Source organism: Novosphingobium aquae (genome assembly GCF_037572715.1).
Lineage (GTDB): Bacteria > Pseudomonadota > Alphaproteobacteria > Sphingomonadales > Sphingomonadaceae > Novosphingobium > Novosphingobium aquae.
The window spans coordinates 267,025-286,510 of record NZ_JBBHJY010000003.1 but is presented as its reverse complement, the minus strand read 5'-3'; the positions used below and the strand labels follow the sequence as shown (position 1 = coordinate 286,510).

The 19,486-nt window shown below is 63.1% G+C and carries 18 protein-coding genes; 10 read left to right on the top strand and 8 right to left on the bottom strand.

Annotated features, from left to right (window positions below; genetic code table 11):
• Positions 1-2: 2 nt before the first annotated feature.
• Together cysN and cysD are read right to left on the bottom strand one after the other, a co-directional pair.
• Complete coding sequence (cysN, locus tag WG900_RS08775) at positions 3-1,922, bottom strand: sulfate adenylyltransferase subunit CysN (protein ID WP_339966388.1); 1,920 nt, start codon at positions 1,920-1,922, stop codon at positions 3-5.
• Positions 1,922-2,830, bottom strand: coding sequence for a sulfate adenylyltransferase subunit CysD (cysD, locus tag WG900_RS08770; protein WP_409035521.1), 909 nt, complete (start codon positions 2,828-2,830; stop codon positions 1,922-1,924). Before cysD ends, cysN begins: the two co-directional genes overlap by 1 nt.
• Before the next feature lie 90 nt (positions 2,831-2,920).
• Between cysD and WG900_RS08765 the strand changes: the two genes are divergently transcribed.
• Positions 2,921-3,931, top strand: a complete 1,011-nt coding sequence (locus WG900_RS08765) for a helix-turn-helix transcriptional regulator (RefSeq protein WP_339966386.1) — start codon at positions 2,921-2,923, stop codon at positions 3,929-3,931.
• On the opposite strand, the gene WG900_RS08760 is transcribed toward WG900_RS08765, so the two are convergent.
• From WG900_RS08760 to WG900_RS08750, 3 genes are read right to left on the bottom strand one after another with little or no spacing between them, the layout of a single operon-like run.
• The gene (locus tag WG900_RS08760; RefSeq protein ID WP_339966384.1) at positions 3,923-5,158 is read right to left on the bottom strand and encodes an MBL fold metallo-hydrolase; all 1,236 of its coding nucleotides are present in this window, start codon (positions 5,156-5,158) and stop codon (positions 3,923-3,925) included. The two genes, WG900_RS08765 and WG900_RS08760, sit on opposite strands and share 9 nt — an antisense overlap.
• Positions 5,155-6,150, bottom strand: coding sequence for a zinc-dependent alcohol dehydrogenase (locus WG900_RS08755; protein WP_339966382.1), 996 nt, complete (start codon positions 6,148-6,150; stop codon positions 5,155-5,157). Before WG900_RS08755 ends, WG900_RS08760 begins: the two co-directional genes overlap by 4 nt.
• A gap of 24 nt (positions 6,151-6,174) precedes the next feature.
• On the bottom strand, positions 6,175-6,969 hold the full coding sequence (locus WG900_RS08750; protein WP_339966380.1) for an SDR family NAD(P)-dependent oxidoreductase: 795 nt from the start codon (positions 6,967-6,969) through the stop codon (positions 6,175-6,177).
• A gap of 144 nt (positions 6,970-7,113) precedes the next feature.
• Between WG900_RS08750 and WG900_RS08745 the strand changes: the two genes are divergently transcribed.
• The 4 genes from WG900_RS08745 (at position 7,114) to WG900_RS08730 (ending at position 11,018) form a co-directional block, all read left to right on the top strand.
• Entirely contained in the window at positions 7,114-8,004 is an 891-nt protein-coding gene (locus WG900_RS08745) for a helix-turn-helix transcriptional regulator (RefSeq protein WP_339966378.1), read from the top strand.
• Positions 8,005-8,126: 122 nt separating this feature from the next.
• Positions 8,127-9,287: a sulfotransferase family protein gene (locus tag WG900_RS08740; protein ID WP_339966376.1), complete on the top strand. Its 1,161-nt coding sequence runs from the start codon at positions 8,127-8,129 to the stop codon at positions 9,285-9,287.
• Between the two features lie 12 nt (positions 9,288-9,299).
• Complete coding sequence (locus tag WG900_RS08735) at positions 9,300-9,767, top strand: VOC family protein (protein ID WP_339966374.1); 468 nt, start codon at positions 9,300-9,302, stop codon at positions 9,765-9,767.
• A 96-nt stretch (positions 9,768-9,863) separates the two neighbouring features.
• Positions 9,864-11,018: an NAD(P)-binding domain-containing protein gene (locus tag WG900_RS08730; RefSeq protein ID WP_339966372.1), complete on the top strand. Its 1,155-nt coding sequence runs from the start codon at positions 9,864-9,866 to the stop codon at positions 11,016-11,018.
• Between the two features lie 6 nt (positions 11,019-11,024).
• Here the strand turns inward: WG900_RS08730 and cofH are convergent, their stop codons facing one another.
• From cofH to cofE, 3 genes are read right to left on the bottom strand one after another with little or no spacing between them, the layout of a single operon-like run.
• On the bottom strand, positions 11,025-13,343 hold the full coding sequence (cofH, locus tag WG900_RS08725; RefSeq protein ID WP_339966370.1) for a 5-amino-6-(D-ribitylamino)uracil--L-tyrosine 4-hydroxyphenyl transferase CofH: 2,319 nt from the start codon (positions 13,341-13,343) through the stop codon (positions 11,025-11,027).
• A 1-nt stretch (position 13,344) separates the two neighbouring features.
• The gene (gene cofD / locus WG900_RS08720; protein ID WP_339966368.1) at positions 13,345-14,292 is read right to left on the bottom strand and encodes a 2-phospho-L-lactate transferase; all 948 of its coding nucleotides are present in this window, start codon (positions 14,290-14,292) and stop codon (positions 13,345-13,347) included.
• Entirely contained in the window at positions 14,289-15,029 is a 741-nt protein-coding gene (gene cofE / locus WG900_RS08715; RefSeq protein WP_339966366.1) for a coenzyme F420-0:L-glutamate ligase, read from the bottom strand. Before cofE ends, cofD begins: the two co-directional genes overlap by 4 nt.
• Before the next feature lie 125 nt (positions 15,030-15,154).
• On the opposite strand from cofE, the gene npdG reads away from it, so the two are divergent.
• From npdG to WG900_RS08690, 5 genes are read left to right on the top strand one after another with little or no spacing between them, the layout of a single operon-like run.
• Complete coding sequence (gene npdG / locus WG900_RS08710) at positions 15,155-15,805, top strand: NADPH-dependent F420 reductase (protein WP_339966364.1); 651 nt, start codon at positions 15,155-15,157, stop codon at positions 15,803-15,805.
• A complete protein-coding gene (cofC, locus tag WG900_RS08705) occupies positions 15,802-16,398 on the top strand; it encodes a 2-phospho-L-lactate guanylyltransferase (protein WP_339966362.1) in 597 nt (198 codons plus the stop codon). Before npdG ends, cofC begins: the two co-directional genes overlap by 4 nt.
• A gap of 5 nt (positions 16,399-16,403) precedes the next feature.
• The gene (locus WG900_RS08700) at positions 16,404-17,264 is read left to right on the top strand and encodes an SDR family NAD(P)-dependent oxidoreductase (protein ID WP_339966360.1); all 861 of its coding nucleotides are present in this window, start codon (positions 16,404-16,406) and stop codon (positions 17,262-17,264) included.
• Positions 17,265-17,288: 24 nt separating this feature from the next.
• Positions 17,289-18,206 (top strand): TIGR03619 family F420-dependent LLM class oxidoreductase, encoded by a 918-nt coding sequence (locus WG900_RS08695; protein WP_339966358.1) that lies wholly within the window; start codon positions 17,289-17,291, stop codon positions 18,204-18,206.
• A gap of 21 nt (positions 18,207-18,227) precedes the next feature.
• Positions 18,228-19,457: an MFS transporter gene (locus WG900_RS08690; protein ID WP_339966356.1), complete on the top strand. Its 1,230-nt coding sequence runs from the start codon at positions 18,228-18,230 to the stop codon at positions 19,455-19,457.
• Positions 19,458-19,486 lie beyond the last annotated feature (29 nt).

The window sequence follows — 19,486 nt, the reverse complement described above, 5'->3', positions numbered from 1 at the left end:
CCTTACTTCAGCGGCATCAATTGGCGGATAATGTGCGCTGCAGCTTCCTGCGGCGTCATTTCCACCGTGTTGACGCGGATTTCCGGGTTGACCGGTGCTTCATAGGGGCTGTCGATCCCGGTGAAGTTCTTGAGGTTACCAGCGCGGGCCTTCTTGTAGAGGCCCTTGACGTCACGCGCCTCGGCCACTTCCAGCGGCGTGTCGACGAAGATTTCGATGAACTCGCCTTCTGGTAGCAGGCTTCGCACCATTTCGCGTTCCGCCCGGAACGGCGAGATGAAGGCAGTGAGCACGATCAGTCCGGCATCGACCATCAGTTTGGCCACTTCGCCAACGCGGCGGATATTCTCGATCCGGTCCGCTTCGGTGAAGCCCAGGTCCTTGTTCAGCCCGTGGCGCACGTTGTCACCATCAAGCAGGAAGGTGTGGCGGTTCATCAGGTTGAGCGACTTCTCGACCTCGTTGGCGATGGTCGACTTGCCCGAGCCCGAAAGACCGGTGAACCACAGCACCTTGGGCGTCTGGTTCTTCAGCCGCGCATGTTCATTGCGGTCGATATCGGTCGCTTGCCAGTGCACGTTCTGCGCGCGGCGCAGGCTGAACTGCAGCATGCCGGCGGCCACCGTTGCATTGGTGATCTTGTCGATCAGGATGAATCCGCCCAGCGTCCGGTTATCGGCGTAAGGCTCGAACACGACCTGCTTGTCGGTCGAGATCTGGGCGACGCCGATGGCGTTGAGCTCCAGCGTCTTTACCGCGACATGCTCCATCGTGTTGACGTTCACGGCATATTTCGGCTGCTGAACCGTGGCCGAAACCATCTGTGTGCCCAGCTTGAGCCAATAGGCGCGGCCGACATGCAGCGGCTCGTCATTGAGCCAGACGATGGTGCTTTCGAACTGGTCGGCAGCCTGCGGCGGCGTATCGGCGACCGAGATCACGTCACCGCGCGAACAGTCAATTTCGTCGGCGAAGCAAACGGTGACCGACTGGCCGGCAACCGCTTCATCGAGATCGCCATCAAGCGTGACGACGCGGGTGACGGTGCTGGTCTTGCCCGAGGGCAGCACGCGGATGGCATCGCCCGGCTTGACCGAACCCGTGGCGATCAGGCCCGAGAAACCCCGGAAATCGAGGTTCGGACGGTTGACCCACTGCACCGGCATGCGGAACGGCTTGGCCTGGTCTTCCGAAGACAGGACTTCAACCGTCTCGAGATGCTCGATCAGGTTGGGCCCCTTGTACCAAGGCGTATTTTCCGAAGGGCCAATGATATTGTCGCCCTTGAAGCCGGAAATCGGCATCGCGGTGAAGCTCTGAATGCCGATCGACTTGGCGAATTCGGCGTAGTCCTTGACGATGCCATCGAACACGGCCTGATCGTAATCGACCAGATCCATCTTGTTTACTGCCAGCACCAGGTTCTTGATGCCGATCAGGTGGCACAGGTACGAGTGACGGCGCGTCTGGACGAGCACGCCCTTGCGCGCATCGATCAGGATCACGGCGAGATCGGCGGTCGAAGCGCCGGTGATCATGTTTCGCGTATACTGCTCGTGGCCCGGGCAATCAGCAACGATGAACTTGCGCTTCTCGGTGTTGAAGAAGCGGTAGGCGACGTCTATGGTAATGCCTTGCTCGCGTTCGGCGGCGAGGCCGTCGACCAGCAGCGCGAAATCGATGTCCTGTCCCTGCGTGCCGACCTTCTTGGAATCGGCGGTCAGCGCGTCGAGCTGGTCTTCGAAGATCATCTTCGAATCGTAGAGCAGGCGGCCAATCAGGGTCGATTTGCCGTCATCCACCGACCCGCAGGTGATGAAGCGCAGCATGGTCTTGTGCTGGTGCTGGTCGAGATAGGCGTCGATGTCCTCGGCAATCAGGGCCTCGGTGACGTAAACCGGATCGTTGGTGGTATCGGTCATCAGAAATACCCCTGCTGCTTCTTGACTTCCATGCCAGCGCCGCCGGCATCCTTGTCGATGGCGCGGCCCTGCCGCTCGGAGGTTGTGGTGAGGAGCGTTTCCTGAATCACGTCAGGAAGCGTCTTGGCCGTGCTCTCGACCGCGCCGGTCAGCGGGTAGCAGCCAAGCGTGCGGAAGCGGACCGACTTCATCATCGGCACTTCGCCTTCGCGCAGCGGGAAGCGGTCATCATCGACCATCACCAGCATGCCGTCGCGCTCAACCACGGGCCGTTCGTCGGCGAAGTAAAGCGGCACGATGGGAATGTCGTTGAGGTGGATGTACTGCCACACGTCGAGCTCGGTCCAGTTCGAGATCGGGAAGACGCGGATCGATTCGCCCTTGTTCTTGCGGGCGTTGTAGAGGTTCCACAGTTCCGGACGCTGGTTCTTCGGGTCCCAGCCATGGCTGGCCGTGCGGAACGAGAAGATGCGTTCCTTCGCGCGGCTCTTTTCCTCGTCGCGGCGGGCACCGCCAAACGCGGCATCGAAGCCCCACTTGTCGAGCCCCTGCTTAAGCCCTTCGGTCTTCCACATATCGGTGTGCAGCGCGCCGTGATCGAACGGATTGATCCCGCGCTCGGCCGCTTCGGGATTGTGATAGACGAGCAGTTCCATGCCCGAAATCTCGGCCATCTTGTCACGCAGCTTGTACATTTCCTGGAACTTCCAGGTGGTGTCCACGTGCAGCAGCGGGAAGGGCGGCGGCGAGGGATAGAACGCCTTGCGCGCGAGATGCAGCATCACGGCGCTGTCCTTGCCCACCGAATAGAGCATGACCGGCTTTTCAGCCTCGGCAACGACTTCGCGGATGATGTGGATCGCCTCGGCTTCAAGCCGCTGCAGATGAGTCAGGGACTGGCGTGACAGGTCGCTCACAGGGTGCCTCTCCATAGCTTCGTGACGCGGTCAATGGCGGTTATGTCTTGACCATAATACTCCCATATGGGAGCAAAGATCATGACCATCACTCCGACCGACGAAAGCAACCTGCTGCTGCCCTTGTTCGAGGGGATATTCGAGCAGCCGCTTTGGGAAACTTTCCTGCGCCGGCTTGCCCAGCGCACAGGCGCTCAGCGCGTGCGGCTGACGGTGATCAACTCCGCCGCGCCCGAACAGATGCCGCTGCGCCGCCGCGTGCTGGCGGACCGCCTCGCCCAGCGCGACGACCCGGGCGAGCCCGATCCGATCGACGCGAGGGTCTATGCGGCGCTCCGACCAAACCGCGTTTATGCCATCGATGAACTGCGCGAACTCGATCCAAACGCTACAGAAGTAGGCGATGCGCGCTTGATCCGCGTAGCGGGGCGCGGTGACCTCAATGCGTGGATAGTGTTGCTGCACGAGCGCGAGGTTTTTTCGGCGGCGGATTCGGCGCTGCTCACCGCCCTCGCCCCGGCCGTCGCTACCGCGCTGTCGATCTTCGCAAAACTTGGCGGGATGCGGCTGCGACTTGAGGCGGCGGAAGGAACGCTGGCGCTGCTGGGGGTCGAGCAGGAAATCCTTGATCGATCAGGCAAAGCGCTAGGCGAAGAAGCGCGAGCGGGGAATTTCATACCGAGCCAGTCTCCGACACTTGCCGAGGCATGCCTCGCACTGGCAGATGCTGAAACTGGCGAGCGACGGTTGGTCTATGCCGATGGCCGCGACCTATTGCTAAGGCCCACAGGCAGGAGCCGGGCCGACCTGCCCCACCCCGCCGCCGCAGTCGCGATGTCGCGGGCCAAGCGTCGCGAACCGGCGGAAAGCGGCGCGCAAGTGCTCGCCCGGCGATACGGCCTCTCGCCGCGGGAAGCCGCGCTGGCCGAGGCGATCAGTCGGGGCGTGCCCCTGATCGAGGCTGGCCAGGCATTGCGCCTGACGCCTGAGACGACGCGCAACTATTCGAAGCGTATCTACGCCAAGACCGCCACCAGCGGGCAGGCCGATCTGGTGCGACTTGTGCTGGAAGGACTGGCTCCCTTAGCCTAACGCCTTCTCCGCATCGGCAATCTCGGCCTTGAGCCACATTGTTTCGGAAAGATTCTGCCCGCCCCCGCGCGCCAGCAACAACTGGCAGGCGTGCTTCTTGACAGCCAAGGCAGTCGGTTCGGCGGCGTCCACGCCAAGCGCAACATCGACCAGATGCAGTGCTTCGAGCGGCTTGTCGGCATCGAGCAGTGCCTTGGCCCGCGCAGCCACCTTGTCTGCCCCGCCCGCAAGCTCGGCAATATCCCTATAAACCGTCGAAACCGGCGAGCCGAACAGCGCGGTGGTGCCGTCCTCGTACTTGACCCAGTTGCCGTTCTCTTCCCACACGGCGCGGACAGTCCACTTGGTCTGGCCGTGAAATTCGCCGATCTTCATTTCGGCTGGCAGGTGGATCTGCTGCATGGCCTGATAGACCGTGCCGCCGGCGTTCATCACCTTGATGGTCTCGGTCTCGATCCACTGAACGGCATCATGCATCGCCTGAATGTCGGCGCGGATTTTGTCTACACCGAAGATAGGCTCGCCATGCCCCGTAATGAGCAATTCCGCCCCCAGATCGCTTACAATCTCGCAGGACTTGAGATAGGGACCGACAAGGCGAGGCTTGTCGCCGCGTACGGTCGTCAGGTTGGGCATCGAGCGCCAGACCGGGCCGAACAGGTTGCCGGTGAACACGGTCTTTTCGTCCGGCAGCCAGACAATCACCGAGCACAGCGTTTCGCCGCCGGGAACCTTGATCACTTCGAAACGCTTGCCGCCAAGATTGAACGACAGCTGGCCTGCAACTTCTACATCCGGGACGATGCGCGGCGGCACCGGCGGCGGACCGTCACGCCGCGTCATCGAGGCCCACAGCTTACCCGAGCGGCGACCGAGGAACATTTTGAGATCGTCAAAATACTGGTCCGTCTCGGTGAAGCCTTTGCCGGCGATCACCTCGGTGTCCGCTTCCTTGAGTTCGGGCACGCCGCCGAAGTGATCGGCATGGGCCTGCGTCAGGACGATGGCGTTGAGTGGCCCCTGCCGGTGCGGCGCGAACAGCGCCTTGGTCTTCTCGCCATTGTTCAGAAAGCCGGTGTTGACTAGCACGTCCCCTTCGCTGGTGGTGACGAGGTAGGCGTTGGAAATGTCCTTTACCATGAAGATCGAAGGCGTGATTTCCACGGCCTCGGTCTGGCCTTCGCCGGCGGTAACCAGCGCGCCCAGAGGTGTCTGCTTGTCGCTCATGCCTCGAACTCGATCATGACCTTCGCCGATTGCGGCGAGGCGGCGACCTTTAGTCCGTCGAGCACGTCATCGAACGGCAGGCGGTGGCTGATGAGCGACGCCAGCTTGTCTTTGAGCCGCGGCATGGCCTCCAGCACCTCGGGCATTTCGGTGGGATAACCGACCGCCGTGGTGATCGTCATCTCGCTGGTGAGCATGCGCCCGGCGGGGAATTCGATGGGCTTCATATAGGCGGCGGTGATGACCATGCGGCACTGGAACTTGGCCATCATGATCACATCGGTGAGGATCGAGGGCGCCCCCGCCGCATCGATCCAGGCATCGGTGCCAACGCCGACGCGGCCATAGGACGGCACTTCGCCGTGCAGCTTCACCAGCTCGGCCCGGACATCGCAGTTTGCCGGATCAAGCGCGGCGCGCGCACCCAGTGCCAGCGCGCGTTCGCGGCGTTCAGGGGCAAGATCGAGCGCGACAACGTCAGTCACACCGCGATCGACCAGCCACAGGACCATGCCGAGCCCGATCGGGCCGCAGCCGAACACAACGACCTTGTCGCCCGCCTTCACCTCTGCACGGTTGACGCCGTGCATGGCGACGGCGAGCGGCTCGCACAGCGCAGCGATATCGTAAGGCACGCCCTCGGGGATCGGCAGAAGCTTTTCCATCGCCTCGGCATCCTTGAGCAACAGCTCGGGCGTAAATGCGCCTTCCATGCCGCCGGAGCCGACAAACATGCCGTTGATCACTACCCGGTCACCCAGCTTGTGACCGGTGACATCGCTGCCGAGTTCGATCACTTCGGCCGAAGCTTCGTGCCCCAGCGCGGTCTTGGTACCGGGCATCGGGATCCCGCCCATCTTGATGTAGGACAGGTCGCTGCCACAGATGCCGCAGGCCTTCATCCTGACGACCACGTCTTTGGGGCCGGGTGCGCCGCGCTCGACCTCGTCAAGGCGCACGTCGTTCACATCGTGGATGGTCAGCAGCTTCATGGTTTCTCTCCCGCAAGGGCGCAATCAGGGACGGATCTGGTAGCCGCCATCGATGTAGATGGTCTGCCCGCTGAGGAACGAGCTGGCGTCGGAGCAGAGATAAGCGCCCACGCCTTCGAAGTCCTCAGGCGCGCCCAGACGGCGCATCGGGGTCTGCGGAGCATATTGCTTGGTCAGATACTGCGCCGCCGGGCCATCCGAAGGGCCCATCATCGGTGTCAGGATCAGGCCCGGCGCCACGACATTGGCGCGCACACCGAATTCGCCCATTTCGCTGGCCAGGCACCGGATTACGCCGGCAACCGCGCACTTCGATGCGGCATATTCCTGCTTGCCCGGAAGTCCCTGATACAGCGAGCCCGATCCGCAGGCGACAAGGCTTCCGCCCGGCTCACCAGCCTCGGCCCGCGCCTTCATGTGGCGGGCGCCCTCGCGCAGGGTGAAGAACGCGCCATGCAGCGCGGTGTTCTGGAATTCGAACCAGTGCTCGGTCGGCATGTCGAAGATCGAATTGTAGCGCGGCGAGGCCCCCGAATTGGCAAAAACGCAATCGATGCGGCCAAAATCCTGCACCAGCTGTTCGTAGCCGGCAAGGATTGCCGCTTCACTCGAAACATCGACGATGTAGGTTTCCACCCGGCCTGCCCCGGCTGCAATCAGCTCAGCCTTGGCCGCTGCGTTCTTCTCCGCATTGCGCGCCCAGATGGCGATATCGCCGCCCTGCTTGGCGACGCCCATGGCAAAGCCAAGGCCGATGCCGCCGTTGCCGCCGGTTACCAGGGTCACCTTGCCAGTGCAGTCGAACAGGCCTTTAGCCATGGGTATATCCTCTCCGGTTTCGCGCTGCCGGACGGGCCGGCGCAGTCATGTTTGTTGTGGGCGAGAGTTTCCGCTCCGCAGTGCTTGCAGGCAACGCCGCACAGTGTAGATATCGGGCCGCATGATGCAATTAGAGACACAATCATGACCGCGCCGGGTCAAGCCGCCTCCGCGCCAGGTCGGCCCCGCGAAATCGTCGACGCGGAACTGACCGGCCGCGCGCTGGAGGCGCGGATCGTGCGTTATGACATACCGGCGCCGACCGGCGGCATGCTGCATGACGCGCATCGTTACCGCATCAACATGTGCCTCACCCCGCGCCCCTTGCAGGCCCGCGCCGGATACCCCGAACGCTGGGGCAAGCACCGGCTTGACCGGCTGGGGGACATCTTCCTGATCCCGCCCGGCGAAACGCTGCAGGTTCGGGGCGAGAGCGGCAAGCAATCCTCGCTGCTATGCGCGATTGACCGCAGCGCGATCGACGCCGTGGTGGGCCGAAGCCTTGACTGGACCGATGCCCTGCTTGGCGCGACGCTCGACATCACCAATGCCCGCATCCGCAACCTGCTGTTCCGCCTGACCGAGGAGGTCAGCCACCCCGGATTTGCCAGCGATTCCATGGTGGAGGCTCTGACCGGCGAGTTGGCCGTAGAAATCACGCGCTTCTGCCTAGAGGCGGAAGAGGCCGTGCTGACCGGCGGACTCGCATCGTGGCGACTGCGTCTTATCGATGAGCGGATCGCCGACAATCCGGTCGCCCCTTCGCTCGTTGAGCTGGCGAGGATCTGCAACCTTTCGGTCCGCCAATTGACGCGCGGCTTCCGCACCAGCCGGGCCTGCTCCATTGGTGACTATGTCGAGCGCAGGCGCATGGAAACGGCCAAGCGAATGCTCGCTTCAGGGGAAAGCGTGAAGGCCATCGCCTTTGCCATGGGGTACGCGAGCCCTTCGAGCTTCACCTTCGCCTTCCGCCGCGCGGTTGGCACCAGCCCCAGCCAGTTCCGCCAGCGGCAGCTGCGCGCGCTTGACGGGTAATGGCCAGATTTCGATTGTTTGACCCGTTATAGCGCAGCAGCGCCATTGCCCCCGCCCGCCCCAGCCTCCCTAATTGCGCGTCGAGACGCCCCGGCGGCGCAGCGACACTTGGGAGAGATACCATGGCCGACCTGCTTCACGCAGACGCCCTGATCGACGAGGCCCGCGCGGCCACCGGCATTCAGGACTTTGACAGCGACACCTACCGCGAAGGACTCGACGTCCTGATCGCGGACGTCAACGTCCATGCAGACAATTACAGCGAGGGTGGTTTTGCGCGGGTGCGCAACGATATCGGCCACTACCTGCGCGGACGCCTGAAGGTTTCGGACTACCTCCGCCAGAACCCCGAACTGCTCGATCGGCCGATAGAACGCCCGGTCTTCGTCATGGGCGTACCGCGCACCGGCACCACGTTGATGAGCAACCTTCTGGCTGCCGATCCGGCGCGCCGTTCGCCTCTGACCTGGGAAATCGATGATCCGGTGCCGCCCGTCTCTTCATCGGCCATGCTGAGGCAGGACCCGCGCGCCTTGGCTCGTCTGGAAGCGGAAAAGGCGGCGCTCGCTGCCAATCCGGCGATGGGCAAGTATTACCGCGGATCGGCGGTCTATCCCAACGAATGCGTGTTCTTCATGGCGCACGACTTCAAGACGCTGATGATCGAGAGCAAAGGCGTGCTGCCGGCCTACAAGGAGTTCATCTTCTCCTGCGACATGACCAGCGCCTATGAATACCACAAGAAGTTCCTGCAGGTGCTGCAGCACCATGCCGGCGGCGTCTGGAACGTGAAAAAGCCCAGCCATGCGCTGTGGCTGGAAACGATCTTCAAGATCTATCCCGATGCCCGCGTGATCTGGACGCACCGCGATCCGTTCACCGCAACGGGTTCGCTAATGAGCGTCATTTCGCTCAGTCACATGGGCCATCTCGGCAAGATCGATGCCGAATGGCTTGGCAAGGACTATCCCTGGCAGGCCGCCGAGCACGCCAACCGGATCATGGATTTCCGCGACAAGTTCGGCGAGGACAAGATCATCGACGTCCACTACGCCGACATGGTCTCGGACCCGGTGGGCACAACCAAGAAAGTCTATGCCGCGCTGGGCGATGAATGGACCAGCGCTGCCGAGGCAGGCGTCCAGCAATGGGTGAACGACAACCCGCAGGACAAGTTCGGCCGCCACGAATACAAGCTGGCGCAGTACGGCGTGACCAAGGAGAGCCTCGAACCACTCTTCGAACGGTATCTGTCGCGCTACGACGTGGCCCGTGAAGGCTAAGGGAGAATTCAGATGCTGATCGGCACCCATTACCAGAACGGCTACGTCTGCGACGACATCGAAGCCGCCATCGCCGAGTTCAAGGCCCGCGGATTGACCAAGGACCCCATGATCATTCCGGTCGACCAGATGGTGGACACGCCCGAGGGTCCGAAGCGCCAGAAGAGCCGGATCTCGATGTTCATGCACGGCGGCGTCCAGTACGAACTGATCGAGGTCGAGATCGACGAGACCGGTGCCTATGCCAATGCCAAGGACAATGGCGGCAAGATGCGCTTCCATCACATCTGCCTGCGCGTTCCCGACTACGATGCGTTCCGCAAGGCGGTCGACGAACAGGACCTGCCGCTGGTGTTCGAGCGCAATTCCGGACCGGGCGCACTCAGCTTTGCCTACCTCGACGGGCGCAAGGCCTTTGGGCACTACCTTGAATACACTTGCATGCCCGATGCAGTGTGGGAGCAAATCAGCAGGATGTGATCCGCCTGCCGCACCGGCGATGGCTTTGGCGGGCGACTGTCCTTGCCAGGCCGGATCGGCAATTCCTCTGCCAATGACAGGCGAGGATTCGGGAAAATGAAGGCAGGGTTCATCGGACTGGGCAGCATGGGCGCGCCGATTGCACGGCGTTTGGCGCGCTGCGGCTTTGAAGTCACCGGCTGCGACGTCTCGCCTGAAATGCTCGATGCCTTTGACGAGCCCGGCACCACGCGCTGCGCCGACCCGCTGGAAACCGCGCGTTCCAGCGAGTTTCTGGGCATCTGCGTGCGCACCGACGCGCAGCTTGAGGCGCTTGCCGATGGCGGAAAGCTCTACGAGGCGCTGGGTAAAGGCGGGGTGGTCATCCTTCATTCGACCGTGGCACCAGACCTCGCCGTGCGGCAGGCGGAACTTGCTGCACGCCGCGGCGTCGGCTTTGTCGATGTTGGCGTTTCGGGCGGCGGGCCAGCAGCACTCGAGGGCCAGCTTTCGCTGTTCATCGGCGCGAGCGATGCGGATTTTACCAAGGCCCGGCCTTGGCTTGAGGCGATCAGCAAGGCGATGGCGCATCTCGGCCCGGTCGGGCGGGGGCAGCAGGCCAAGCTGCTCAACAACCTGATTTCCATTGCGAATTACGGCATGTCAGCGGCGATAATCGACATCGGTGTCGATATGGGCTTCGACCGTCAGCAGCTGATCGACGCCTTCATGGCCGGATCGGCGCAGAGCTTTGCCCTGCGGGTCGCTCCCGGTTTCATCGCCCCGGGCCGCGATCACATGGACCTGCACGACCTGCTCCGAAAAGACGTCGACCACGCCCGCGCCCTGCCCACCGGCGAGGTCGCTGCGCGTGACGGGCTGGTTGCCGCGAGCGAAGTCTTGCTCACGCGCCTTCGCCGGGCTGCGGGAAAGACCGTGCGCAGCGGGCGCGAGACGGTCGAGGCCTATGTCGCCGCCGTTCGCGCGCGCGATCTGGATGGCTTCGTGTCGCTGTTTGCCGAGGGGGCGACCTATACCGTCCCGAACGGCAAAATGATGTCAGGACCAGCGGAAATCCGGGAATTTCAGGCGATGGTGTTCAGCGCCGGTCAGCCCTCGCCCACGCCGCTCGAATGGTTCGTCGCGCCTGACGGTGTGGCGGTGGAGATTGAGGCAAAACTTCCTGACGGTTCGGTGCGGCTCACGACGAACCACTACCGCGTCGACGGCGAAGGAAAGATCTCCAGCCTACGAGTTTTTGCGCGGCAATAAGCGCATTCAGACGGGTTCCTTCACCCGGCCATAAAGCGTCGTGCGCTGGCGCAGAGTACGGCCCGCAGCCTTGGCGATTGCTTCCAGGCTATCGACCGTCAGTTCCTGTCCGTGGCTCGCCCCAGCAGCGCGGCTGATGCTTTCGTTCATCAATACACCGCCCAGATCGTTGCATCCCGCAGACAGCATCGCCGCCGCGCCGTCGGCACCCAGCTTCACCCACGAGCACTGAATCGAGGATATCCGCGTGTGCAGCACGATGCGCGACACTGCATGGATCATCACCGCCTCGCGCCATGTCGGCCCCTTGCGGCTCTGCCCGCGCCGGTACATCGGCGATTCCATGTGGACCAACGGCAGCGGCACGAACTCCGTAAAACCGCCCGTCTCGCCCTGAAGCCGCCGGATCGCGAGCAAGTGCCGCGCCCAGTGGTTTGGTGTTTCGATATGGCCGAACATGATCGTCGAAGTGGTCGGCAGGCCGATCCTGTGCGCCGCGCCGACGATATCGAGCCACAGCTGCGTCGTCAGCTTGTCCGGACAGATCACCTGCCGCACTTCGTCGTCGAGGATTTCCGCCGCCGTCCCCGGCAGCGAGCCAAGGCCTGCATCCTTGAGCATTGACAGGAAATCGCTGACGCTCATGCCCAGCGTCGTCGCGCCCTGATGCACTTCCAGCGGCGAGAAGGCGTGAACATGCAAGTCCGGACAGGCCTGCTTCACTGCCCGCAATATGCCGGCATAGGTCTCGCCCGTGTAACGCGGGTGGATCCCGCCTTGGAGGCAAACCTCGGTCGCGCCCTTCGCAACGGCCTCGCGAGCGCGTTCGGCCACTTCAGAGGGGTCGAGATCATAAGGCTTATCACGGAAGCCCGCCTTGGAACTGGTCTTGGAAAAGGCGCAGAACGAGCAAGTGTAGGTGCAGATGTTGGTATAGTTGATGTTCCGATTGACCACATAGGTCACCTCGTCGCCGCGCGTCTCGGCCCGCAAGGCGTCCGCCGCCTCGACCACCGCCTGCGCCTGCGCGCCGCGAGCGGAAAACAGGGTGACGATTTCGGCTTCGGAGAGTTCGTGCCCGTCGGCGGCGCGGTCCAGCAAGGCATGGAGCTGCATCGATACCGGACCCGGCATGATCCGGCCGAGCGGCGAATCCGGGCCTGACGGCGCGGCCTCCGCCATCCCCGGGCTCCAGGCAGAATCCCGGCCCAGCCACTCACTGTCCGCCAGCCTGAGCATGGCGGGACGGATCGCATCGTCGAGCCAGCCGGGTTCAGCGATGTATCGGGGATAGACCGTCAGCCGTTCGACCAGTGGCCGGCCTGCCGAGGCGCAAATCTGCTCCAGCCTGGCGATCTCCGGCCACGGGGCCTCAGGGTTCACATGATCGCGCGTGACCGGCGAGATGCCGCCCCAATCGTCGATGCCGGCTTCGATCAGACGACCCAATCGCGCATCGTTCAGGTTTGGCGGAGCCTGCACAGAAACGCTATCGTCCATGATGATCCGCGCCAATGCCAGCGCGCGAAGGAATTCCTCGTCCGAAACGCCCGGCATCCCGGCCATCTTCGTGCCATCCTTGGCACAGAAGTTCTGGACGATGACTTCCTGCAAGTGGCCGTAGCGGCGGTGGAGATCATTCAGCGCAGTCAGCGCCTCGATGCGTTCTTCCTCGGTCTCGCCAATGCCGACAAGGATGCCGCTGGTGGTGGGCATTTGCGCGCGCCCTGCTGCCTCGAGCGAGGCAAGGCGCACGGCGGGCACCTTGTCAGGCGAACCGAAGTGCGGGCCGCCCTTGTCGCCCAGTCGGTCGGCCGTGGTTTCGAGCATCAGCCCGCAGCTCGCCGCAAACGGGCGGAGCATTTCGTAATCTGCCTGATCCAGCACGCCGGCATTTACATGCGGCAGCAATCCCGTCTCGCTCAGCACCCGTTCGGTGCAGTGCCGCACATAGTCGATCGTACGGGCAAATCCGCGTTCCGCGAGCCATTCACGCGCGGCGGCATAGCGCCGTTCGGGGGCATCGCCGAGGGTGAACAAGGCTTCCTTGCAACCCGACGCCGCCCCTTCCCGCGCGATCTCGAGCACTTCCTCGACGCTCAAGTAAGGCGCAGGAAGCTGTGAGGGCGTGGTCGCAAAGGTGCAGTAATGGCAGACGTCAGCGCAGAGCCGGGTCAACGGGATGAAGACCTTGCGGCTGTAGGTCATCCGCGCCGGACCGCGATCATCGCGGCGCGCGCGCGCCTCTTGCAGCAGCGCCTCGGTCGGCATGTCGGCTAGCCGCGCCTTCAGACTGGCGCCCATCGTTCCTTGGCGAACGTCCACTTCAAAACTCCACTCCGACCGCGGCCAGGACGTCACGGGCAAGCCGCTCCTGATCCGCCGCCGATCTCATCAGCGTTTCCGCTAAGGTGACTGCGTGACCGGCTTCGCGCAAGGCGGGAGCGTCATCACCGTCACCGCGATCTATGACGATGTGGTCAACCAGCGCGCCATAGTGCGCCGCTATGTCCAGATTACCCCGCTGAAGATCGCGTTCTGACAACAGTTTTGACAGGGGACCTTTGAGCGCGCGCCCGCCAATCAGCGGTGAAACGGCAATGCAGGGAACGGTGCGCTGCATCAGCGTGTCGCGCACACCATCGACGGCGAGAACGGGATCGACGCTGAGGAAGGGGTTCGACGGGCACAGGACAATCGCGGCAAGGTCTTCCCGCGCCAATGCCTGCGAAAAACCCGACGACATCGCTGCGCCGGGGGTCCCGGAAAAGCGGATATCCGAGACTGTAGGCCCGCACTGCTCGCCCACGAACCAGCGCTGGAAGTCCGTCCAGCCATTGTCAGTGAGGACCTGTGTCCGCACTGGATCGTCGCTCATCGGCACGATTTGCTGGGCAATGCCGAGCGAGCGAGCAAGGTGCGCGGTGACTTCGGAAAGTGTGCCCCCCGCGCGCAGCCGCCATGTCCGGGCAATATGTGTGGCAAGGTCGCGGTCACCGAGGTTGAACCAGTCTTCTTCGCCCAGCGCGCGGAGTTGCTCCATCATGTGCCAGGATTCATTCGTCATGCCCCACCCGCGCTGGCGGTCGTTCAGGCCAGCCATCGTGTAGAGTACGGAATCGATATCCGGGCAGATCGTCAGGCCAAGGTGTTCGAAATCGTCCCCGGTGTTGACCGCGACGGTCAGCCGCCCCGGTTCGAGTACGTCAGCAAGGCCGGCAGCGAGCTTGGCCCCGCCCACCCCACCGGAAAGAGCAAGAACGTGGCCGCTCACGGAAACAGATCGCCTGCTGTGGGACGCATGATTGCGGCGGCACCTTCGCCATCGTCGCGGGTGATCCATCGTCCGGCACCGCGCAGAACGGCTACTGGCGTGCCTTCTGCCCCTTCGCCCATAGCCAGCACGGCAAAAGCGGCCAGCGCATCGGCAATCGCCACGACGGTCGCCTGTAACGTGCGCCCGAACATGTCCGTTTGACCTCTCCGGTCATCTGTGTGGACCAGACCAGCACAGCCGATGGCCGTACCAAGTGTTCCCTGCCGCCATGCCCGCCCAAGGCTGTCAGCGATAATCACCGCAGGCTTGCCGGGAAGCGCGGCGCGGATAGCGCGAGCCGAAGCATCCGGGTTTCGCGGCCAGAGTAGAACCTGCCCGCCATCGACATTCGAAGCATCGATTCCGGAATTGGCCGTAACATGCCCGGTTCGGTGCCGGGTGATTATTGCCTGCGGGGTCGCGCGCATGACTGACTGCGCTTCGTCGAGGACAAGCTGGGCGAGTGCCGGTTCCCGCCCGGTCAGGGCCGCAAGTTCAAGAGCTTGCGGATCGGCATGGACCGAACCCAGATCGACTGCACGCCCTTCGGCCTTCGAAACGATCTTTTGCGCGACAACAACCACGTCATCCGCACCAATTGTCACCCCCGCGCGCGCTGCACATGCGACAATCGCCCCGGCGACATCGTCACCAGCGGCGAATTGCGGCATTGCCGGGAGCAATTCCACGGACATAGTGGGCAGTGATAAAGTCACAATCAGAGGCTTTCAGCTTGCGTTGCTCACCCCGGCGCATAACGAGATGACCGCTATGCCCATTGGCTCAATTCAGCCAGAGTGGGAAGGGAAAGGATATTTGCATGTCAAGGATCGGCCTAATCGGCGGCACAGGCGCTTTGGGCAAGGCTATCGCCAGGCGTCTCGCCAAGGCTGGCCATGAAGTGACGATCGGCAGCCGTGCGGCGGAAAGCGCGCAAGCGGCGGCGGCAGAGATTGGCGCAGCCGGCGGCGCGGCCAATGAAGACGCGGCGCAGGGTCAGGACGTTGTCATCGTCACGGTTCCCTATTCGGCCCACGCCAGCACTCTGGCACAGATCAAGGACAAGGTTGGCGGCGCCATCGTCGTCGACGCCACCGTCCCGCTCGTCCCGCCCAAGGTGATGCGAGTGCAATTGCCCGCAGCCGGCAGCGCCGCAGCGGAAGCGCAGGCGCACCTTGGCGAAGGCGTGCGACTGGTCAGTGCCTTCCATTCGGTCGCCGCGCACAAGCTGGATCACGATGGCAAGGTTGATTGCGACGTGCTGGTGTTCTCCGACGATGTCGAGGCGCGCAAGGTCGTCATTGGCCTGTGCGAGGACATGGAACTGCGCGGGCTGGCTGGCGGAGCGCTGGTCAATGCAGCAGCGGCCGAGGCGCTGACCTCGATCCTCATCTACATGAACAAGAATTATGGCGGCGATGGTGCGGGGATCCGTTTTACCGGCCTGACAACAGCGCCGGCGCTGCCTTGACCACCTGGGTCGTCATCCCGGCCAAGACGACTAGCACGGCCAAAGGCCGGCTGGCTGGTGCCTTGTCCGCTTATGACCGCAACCGGCTAGCGGCGCGGATGCTGCGCACAGCGATTGATGCAGCGAGTGAAGCCGTCGGGGCTGGCAGGGTGGCAATTGTCGGGTGGGCTCCGGCCGATATCGACGCGGACATCCTCGTCATCGCGGAACCGTCCGGTGGGCTGAACGCGGCGCTAGATCACGCGCGGCAGGTGTTGGCCGCGGAAGGTGCCACGCGGATCGTGTCTCTTGCTGCCGACCTACCGCAGGTCATAGCCGCAGACGTACTCGCGCTTACCGAATTGCCGCCTTCCTGTGCAGGAATAGCGCCCGACCGGCATGGCACTGGGACCAATGCCCTGTCGCTGCCCCTGCCCGCCGCGATGAACTTTGCCTACCATTACGGCCCCGGCAGCTGCGAGCGGCACCTTGCCGAAGCGGCCCGCATCGGCCTTGCCATGCGGCGGATCGAACGCGGCGCTTTGGCACGCGATATCGATGAACCTGCCGATCTTGACGATGCGCGCGGCCTGTTCCTGCGACAGCACGGGTGACCCAAATGGAAAAGCCTCAGATCGATCTTAGCGGCAAGGCTGCCTTCGTCACTGGCGGCGGCGGCGGCATTGGCCGGGCATCAGCGCTAGCGCTGGCGGCGGCGGGCGCCAATGTGGCGGTGATCGACATCGTGCCCGAACGCTGCGACGAAGTTGTCGGGCAAGTTCAAGCAATGGGTCGAAAAGCGGTCGGAATCACCGGCAATGTCATGGATATGCAGGTTGTCACCGATGCCGTGGCGGCAGTGGCAACGGAGTTCGGGCGGCTCGACATCCTCGTCAACAATGCCGGCGGCGTGACATGGCGCGCCTTTTCCGATCTGGCGGAAAAGAACTGGCGGCGGCACATCGATCTCAATTTTGTATCCAACCTCGCGGCGACATCGGCAGCGATCCCGCACCTGATCGCGGCGGGCGGCGGCGCCATCGTCAACGTCACCTCGATCGAGGCAAGCCGCGCCGCGCCGGGCTATGCCGTCTATGCCGCGTGCAAGGCGGGTATCAACAACCTGACTCGGACGCTCGCGGTCGAATTATCGGAGCACGCCATCCGTGTGAACGCCATCGCGCCGGACTTCACCGTCACGCCGGGAACCATGGGCAATTTCACCGGCCCAGTCGATGAAGCCTCCTGGCCCGACATGGGCGGAGCGCGCGGAGAGATCCTCCGCCGACGCATCCCGGCAGGACGCGCCGGAATCGATCACGAATGCGGCAACCTTGTCGCATTCCTGGCCTCACCGCTGGCTTCCTACATCACTGGGACGATCATTCCGGTCGATGGCGGGACATGGGCTAGCGGCGGCTGGATTCGCAACGATAGTGGGAAGTGGGTGCTGCCCCCTGAAATGCCGAGACAAGGCTAGTTCAGCACCGGGAGAGATAGCTTCATGACATTCCCCGTCAGCATCAGCCTGCCCTTTGATCACATCCAATATCCTGACGAGTTCATCTCGATGGAGGCGGTCACCCAGATCTGCCAGACGGCGGAAGCTGCGGGATTTTCAGCCGGCTGCGTCACCGATCATCCGGTCCCGGGAACGCGCTGGCTCGACAATGGCGGGCACTATGCTCAAGATCCGTTCGTCATGCTGTCGCTGATTGCAGCAGTGACGACGAAGCTGAAGCTGCAGACCAACATTCTTGTCCTGCCTTATCGCAATCCCTTCATCACCGCGCGGGCCGTGGCCAGCCTTGACGTCTTCTCGAACGGTCGGGTCATTCTGGGCATGGGCGCGGGCTATCTGAAGGCAGAATACAAGGCGCTGGGGGTCGATTTCGACGCCCGCAACGACATCATGGACGAATATATCAAGGCCATGAAACTGGCCTGGACCGGTGAGGACTTCGAATTTGAAGGCACCGGCTACTCCGCACCGGGCAACCGCATGCGCCCTGTGCCGGTCCAGTCCCCGCACCCGCCATTGCTCGTCGGTGGCAACAGTCGCCGGGCGATCCGCCGCGCGGTTGAGCTTGGCGATGCCTGGCATCCCTTCTTCGCCTCGGCATCGGTAACCGCCACGGCGCGTACAGTCTCACTTGCCGAGGAAGAGGATATCGACGCGGCGCTCGCTTATCTGCACGCGCATTGCGAGAAAATCGGCCGCGCAACACCGCCCGAAATCATCCTGTCGAGCGTTTTCACCATCAAGCCTGGCTACGACCCGCAGGAAGCCATCGACATCATCAGCGGCTACCGGGACAAGGGCACGCACGGCGCAGGGGCCAGCGTGTTTGTCGATAGCCGCCCGCAGTGGTGCGATCTGGCCGCAGACTTTGGCGAACGGGTGCTTGCGAAGCTGGACTGAACGTCAATCGGGGGATCATTAATGGACGGACAGCCGGCGACCGCGAAAGAAGAATGGGGCCGGTACTGGCCGCTGGTGATCTCGGCGTTCCTGGGGATGAGCTTCTATTCGCTCTTCGCCTATTCGAACCAGATGTTCGTCCAGCCGCTCGAAAAGGAGTTTGGCTGGCCCCGCCGCGACATCGCCTTTGGCTACTCAATCTTCGCGATCATCGCTTTCCTGTTGGGGCCAATGGTCGGCGCGATGATCGACCGTTTTGGCGCACGCCGGATTGCCGTGCCAGGCCTGGCTCTGTCCGCGCTCGCCTTTGCCGCGCTGAGCCTGACGACGGGAAACGTGCGCACCTGGTTCGGCCTGTGGCTGATGCTCGGGCTGGTCGCAGTCGCAGTGAAATCGACAGTGTGGACGGTCGCGATCTCGAACGCCTTTACGAAGAACCGGGCGCTTGCCCTGTCGGTAATGCTGTCAGGGTCCGCCCTCGCCCAGCTTGGCGCGCCGATCCTCGGGCGCTGGCTGATACCGGAATACGGCTGGCGGCATACCTATCTCATCTTCGGACTTGGCTGGGGCGGCGCGGCGCTGCTGCTGACGTTTTTCCTGTTTCATGACGCCAAACGACCGGTTGCGACGGCGAGCCAGCCCTTGGTCGAGCTTCCTGGATTCGGCTTCTGGCAAGCGGTGAAAAGCCGTCCAATGCTGCTGATATTTACCGCAAACCTGCTCAACGCGCTGATGGGTTCGGGGATCACGTTCCAGCTCAAGCCGATCCTCTCCGACACATCCTTGGGAGAGAGCGGCGCGGCGCTGGTGGCAGCAACTGCGGGAATTACCGGCATCATCGGCAAGATCGGCTCAGGCTGGCTGCTGGACCGCAGCGAGAGCAAGTTGATCCCGGCGCTTACGTTCGGCATCGGCGCTGTGGCGTTCTTCCTGATGCTCGACCTGTTCCAGTCGAATGCCGCGGTCATTGGCGGAGTTCTGATTTACGGACTCTATTCCGGTGCAGGATTGTCGGTAACCGCGTTGCTGGTTTCGCGTTATGTCGGCCTGAAGTCATTCGGCGCGGTTTACGGCCTGCTCGGGTCGATGCTGATGCTGGGAACCGCGCTTGGTCCGCCGATCGGTGCGGCCGTCTATGATGCGTTCCATACTTATCATCCGCTGCTCTGGGCGGTGATTCCCATCTGCCTGTTCGACGGTATGCTGATGCTGTTCCTTGGCAAGTACCCCGAGTTTTCAACGACCAAGTGACCGTGCGACAGAGTTGATACAAAGTTCGG